Source organism: Weissella sp. DD23, assembly GCF_001579105.1.
Taxonomy (GTDB): domain Bacteria; phylum Bacillota; class Bacilli; order Lactobacillales; family Lactobacillaceae; genus Weissella; species Weissella cibaria.
The window spans coordinates 298,856-302,655 of the sequence record NZ_KQ970391.1 but is presented as its reverse complement, the minus strand read 5'-3'; the positions used below and the strand labels follow the sequence as shown (position 1 = coordinate 302,655).

At 46.5% G+C, this 3,800-nt stretch carries 6 protein-coding genes; all 6 read right to left on the bottom strand.

The annotated features are described in order from the left end of the window. Positions 1–339, bottom strand: a 339-nt coding sequence (locus WEIDD23_RS14450) for a WxL protein peptidoglycan domain-containing protein (protein ID WP_242865419.1), incomplete at its 3' end; no start/stop codon positions are given. A gap of 60 nt (positions 340–399) precedes the next feature. Next, positions 400–894 (bottom strand): hypothetical protein, encoded by a 495-nt coding sequence (locus WEIDD23_RS03955; RefSeq protein ID WP_062358773.1) that lies wholly within the window; start codon positions 892–894, stop codon positions 400–402. A gap of 4 nt (positions 895–898) precedes the next feature. Beyond that, the gene (locus tag WEIDD23_RS03950; protein WP_062358772.1) at positions 899–2,167 is read right to left on the bottom strand and encodes a WxLIP family cell surface protein; all 1,269 of its coding nucleotides are present in this window, start codon (positions 2,165–2,167) and stop codon (positions 899–901) included. 90 nt (positions 2,168–2,257) lie between these two features. Beyond that, positions 2,258–2,878, bottom strand: coding sequence for a hypothetical protein (locus tag WEIDD23_RS03945; RefSeq protein WP_137636362.1), 621 nt, complete (start codon positions 2,876–2,878; stop codon positions 2,258–2,260). A 175-nt stretch (positions 2,879–3,053) separates the two neighbouring features. Then, the gene (locus WEIDD23_RS03940; RefSeq protein WP_062358771.1) at positions 3,054–3,335 is read right to left on the bottom strand and encodes a hypothetical protein; all 282 of its coding nucleotides are present in this window, start codon (positions 3,333–3,335) and stop codon (positions 3,054–3,056) included. Positions 3,336–3,500: 165 nt separating this feature from the next. Beyond that, on the bottom strand, positions 3,501–3,800 hold a 300-nt coding region (locus tag WEIDD23_RS03935; protein ID WP_062358770.1), incomplete at its 5' end, for a universal stress protein.

Sequence of the window (3,800 nt, the reverse complement as noted above, 5' to 3'; positions counted from 1 at the left end):
CTCCATGCGAGTTGGCAAATTAATGAAGTCCGTATTGGGCCAATTTTCACTCGTGTAAACAACATTTCCGTTCTCACTCGTACCGGCCGTCCCCTTCGTCACATCAACCTTAATTGTCTTATCACTTAAGTTAGCAATTTTAAACGTCAACGTTTGTGTTGACCCAGGCGCTGCGATGACATCAGCATAACCCGTATCGCGCGCTGCTGGTCGTTGCGTGCCTGACTCTTGGTAGGTCACACTGTAATCATCATGCTCAACCGTCGCCGCCTGACCGTCCACTTGTAATAAGGTGATACTTGCTACCGTTGCTATAAACAAGGTCATTCGTTGTTTCATAACAACACTCCCTTTCCACTTTCTTGATATATGTATCCCCGCACCTTGGCGGGGGAATAACTATTGGGCAACCCCGTTATTAAGGGTATATAAGTCATTTGCCGCATAGTCATCATTTGAGTTAACTGGCACCGTAATCATCGCCGTCACTGCTGGTGACCGCCAGTACCCACTGGTCTTACTGCGAAACAATGTGGCTGAGCCGTGTTGTGTTGGATCAGCGCGCATTGTCACATCATTAATCGTTAACGAACCGTCGAACGACTGGCTACCATTCGTAAATGGTTCCACCGCCATCGACAATGTCCAACCCGCAGTTGCACCAGAATAGTCGTTAATCACAAAAGCCCCAGCAGGCAAAGTGGCTGACAAAGTGACTGGTAGGGTGACTTGGTGCCAAGGTACCTTGCCAAAATTAATTGACGTGACACCCCGATCCAGCGTCCGTGTCCCTGGTTCAACCGTCACACCTGCTTTACCAGTCGTTGCTGATGCCGTCACGGGCACTGCCAATGCTAGCAAGCCTATTAAAATTGTTACGCCAATTCTTTTCATTTGCCTAACCTTCTTGCGTTAGTGTGGTCACTTCGATTTCAATGTACGTTTGCTTAGCTGCAACTTGGAGATGTGTCTCATCGATAACCGTCACGGCCGTATTCGGAATTACCCGTACAGCCTGTGGCAGTGTCACCGCAATCTTACTCATACGTCCGGCACGAGCCCGTTCTTTGAACATGACCGTGTTCGTCGTCATATCGATTACTTGAATTGTGACTTGGCGCTTCTTCAACAATACGAACCAAAGAATTGCCGCGGCAATCACAATCAAAATCCCAATAAAGACCTTGTAGGCCACCGGCATTTTCGACTTCATTTGCAGGTCATAGTCAGACTTGTTTAGCTTATCTGCCTGATCTGCCGTGACATGGACGGTCTTCACACTGTGGTTGTGGTAAGTATACTTGTCGCCACTAAAACTATATTGACGTTTGCCATCCTTTGACCAATACGTATCGGTTTCAACGCGATAATCACCGGTACGTAACCGAGCACCATTCGTGTAAATTCCCCAATTAAACTGGGTATTTGGCGCCATCTGCATGTTGGCCTGCGTACGGGTAAACTTCAACCCATCAGGGCCTGTCACTGTTGTCTTCATCCCCAACGCATTAATAAAGCTAGGGGTTTGATTTTTAACATTAACCGCAAACACCGTGTGCTTATTAACTTGGGTTGCCTTCACACCACCCAGCGTCAGCATCCCCTCCGGAATTTCCTGGTTATTAGACAACAACACCGCGACTGAGTATTTGAAAGTGGCGTTAACTTTCAAGCCATCGCCAGTTTGTTTTGATCGGTTCTGGTTGTCTTCAATGAAACTAACACCACCCGCCATGCGGCCAGTAAATGCTTGCGCTGGTACTTGCAATGTCGCCGTAGCCACCACTGTTTGACCAGCTTTGAGTTGCCATTCTGTCTGATCTGGCTTTAAATAGCGTTGCATTTGATTCGTCATGCCCACAAAGCGTTGGGCTGACCAATCCGTTGTGGTGTAATCAACCGCACCATTGTCAGTTGTACCAGCGGTTCCAGCAACCATGCGAACCGTAATATTCTTTTGTGATGTATTCCGCAACTTAAATTGCAAGGTTTGGTGGCTACCCGGTGTCGCCTTTACATCAATATAACCAGCGTCCACTGATTCAGTGCGCTGATTATCTGGTTGCACTGGTTGTACCGAATAGTCATCAGCCGCAAACGCTGACGTTGTTACGAACAACGGTGCCGCGACCGCCGCTGCGAAAGCCCATTTTGCCCACTTCGTCATTACTCAATCTCTTCTCTTATTTACTACTTTTTTAAACACAAAAAGTCTGGCGAAAACCAGACCGTTTGCGAGTATGTTGCGTGTGATAGATTACTTGCCCGCTGGCGTCGCTGAAGCTGCGTCCGCTGGTACACCTGACGTCAAGTTGTACGTAATCGTTGCTTCATATTGACCGACCTTGGCGTTTTGTGGCACAAGGATTGATGCACCCGTATCCTTGTTGTTCCAAGTTGTGTGTGAAGGATCCCACGTACCATCAGACTCTGCGTCAAACAACTTGGCTCCTTGTGTTGCTGAAGTATCCGTTGACAATGGCACGCTGTTGATTGTTAACGTACCGTCAAACTTCTTGTTCGTTCCTGCTACCGTAAAATCAGTCACCGCACCTGTCAATTGCCACTTAGCAGAATCTTGCGTGTCCGTCACTTGGAACGTCTTAGCCGCAAGCGTTGCTGGCATTGGTTGTGCCTTTTCTGCCAATTGCGTCAACGTTACCGTTCCAAAGTTAATTGAAGTACCGTTAGCTTTCGTGTTACCAGCTGCATCCTTTTCATCCGCACCAGGTGCCTTATCGATTTGCAAAACACCGCCTTGTCCAGACACTTCAACACTGGCCTTACCAGTTGATGTATCCGCTGATGCAACACCAGCCGTTGCCAATACAGACCCTGCTACCAATAGGGCTGCCGTCAATGTCATTACTTTCATCATTCCGTCCCTCTTCGTGGACCTCTCAAATCCACTTCACTCTTTCTTCTTAGGTTTGACCCTTGTTAAAAATAATAAGTTAAAGTAAGTAATTATTTTCGCGCAAATTGTGAAGAAATTGTGAACACGTCCGAAAAAAAGCCCTGGCACACCATAATGGCATGTCAGGGCATAAATTTTAAAGACAATGATAGCTAAATGAAATCGCTTCAAACAGCCAAAGCACGATAAGCACCACAATCAGATAATGGCGTCGTGTGGCCAAACGAATCGACCGGCAGTGTACATACTCAGCCATCCAATCAACGGCATCAAGGGCGACCGCAACGGAAATCAGTGCGACTAATAAGCCATCCACTACAATACTGTGTTGCAATGAAACACTCTGCAAAAGGCTCAAAATTGCAATGGCCAGTAAACTCATTAATAACAATGAATTAACAATATCACTCCGTCGCATCCCGTCGCTCCTTTCTCAAATACCATCATCCTATCATACTAAAAAAATCACCATTACAACGGTAATTCCCAGATAGTGACTTTTTGTCGTGCCACGTGCCAAATTTATCAGAAAAACGCATCAAAAAAGGCCATCGATTCCTCGACAGCCTTAACTAACTTGTGATTACTTTGCGCGAACAATCAATGTGTCGACATTTGCCGTACGCGTCACATACTCAGTTACTGACCCAATCAACAAACGCTCAATTGCGTTCAAACCAGTTGCCCCGATCATAATCAAATCAGCGTTCAACTTTTCAGGTGCTTGATGAGCAATGATGTCCTTAGGTGAGCCGTACTCAATTGTGTAGTCCACGTTTTGAACACCGGCATCCTTAGCTTGTTGCAAGTATGCATCCAACGTCTTCTTTGCCGTTTCAGCAACTTGCTCAACCATTGTCGTCTTAAAGTCAGTCACATTTTG

Excerpts from the sequence above, each read along its gene's own strand:
- WEIDD23_RS03940 (WP_062358771.1), bottom strand. The coding sequence starts at position 3,335 with ATGCGACGGAGTGATATTGTTAATTCATTGTTATTAATGAGTTTACTG.
- WEIDD23_RS03955 (WP_062358773.1), bottom strand. The coding sequence starts at position 894 with ATGAAAAGAATTGGCGTAACAATTTTAATAGGCTTGCTAGCATTGGCA.
- WEIDD23_RS03950 (WP_062358772.1), bottom strand. The coding sequence starts at position 2,167 with ATGACGAAGTGGGCAAAATGGGCTTTCGCAGCGGCGGTCGCGGCACCG.
- WEIDD23_RS03945 (WP_137636362.1), bottom strand. The coding sequence starts at position 2,878 with ATGATGAAAGTAATGACATTGACGGCAGCCCTATTGGTAGCAGGGTCT.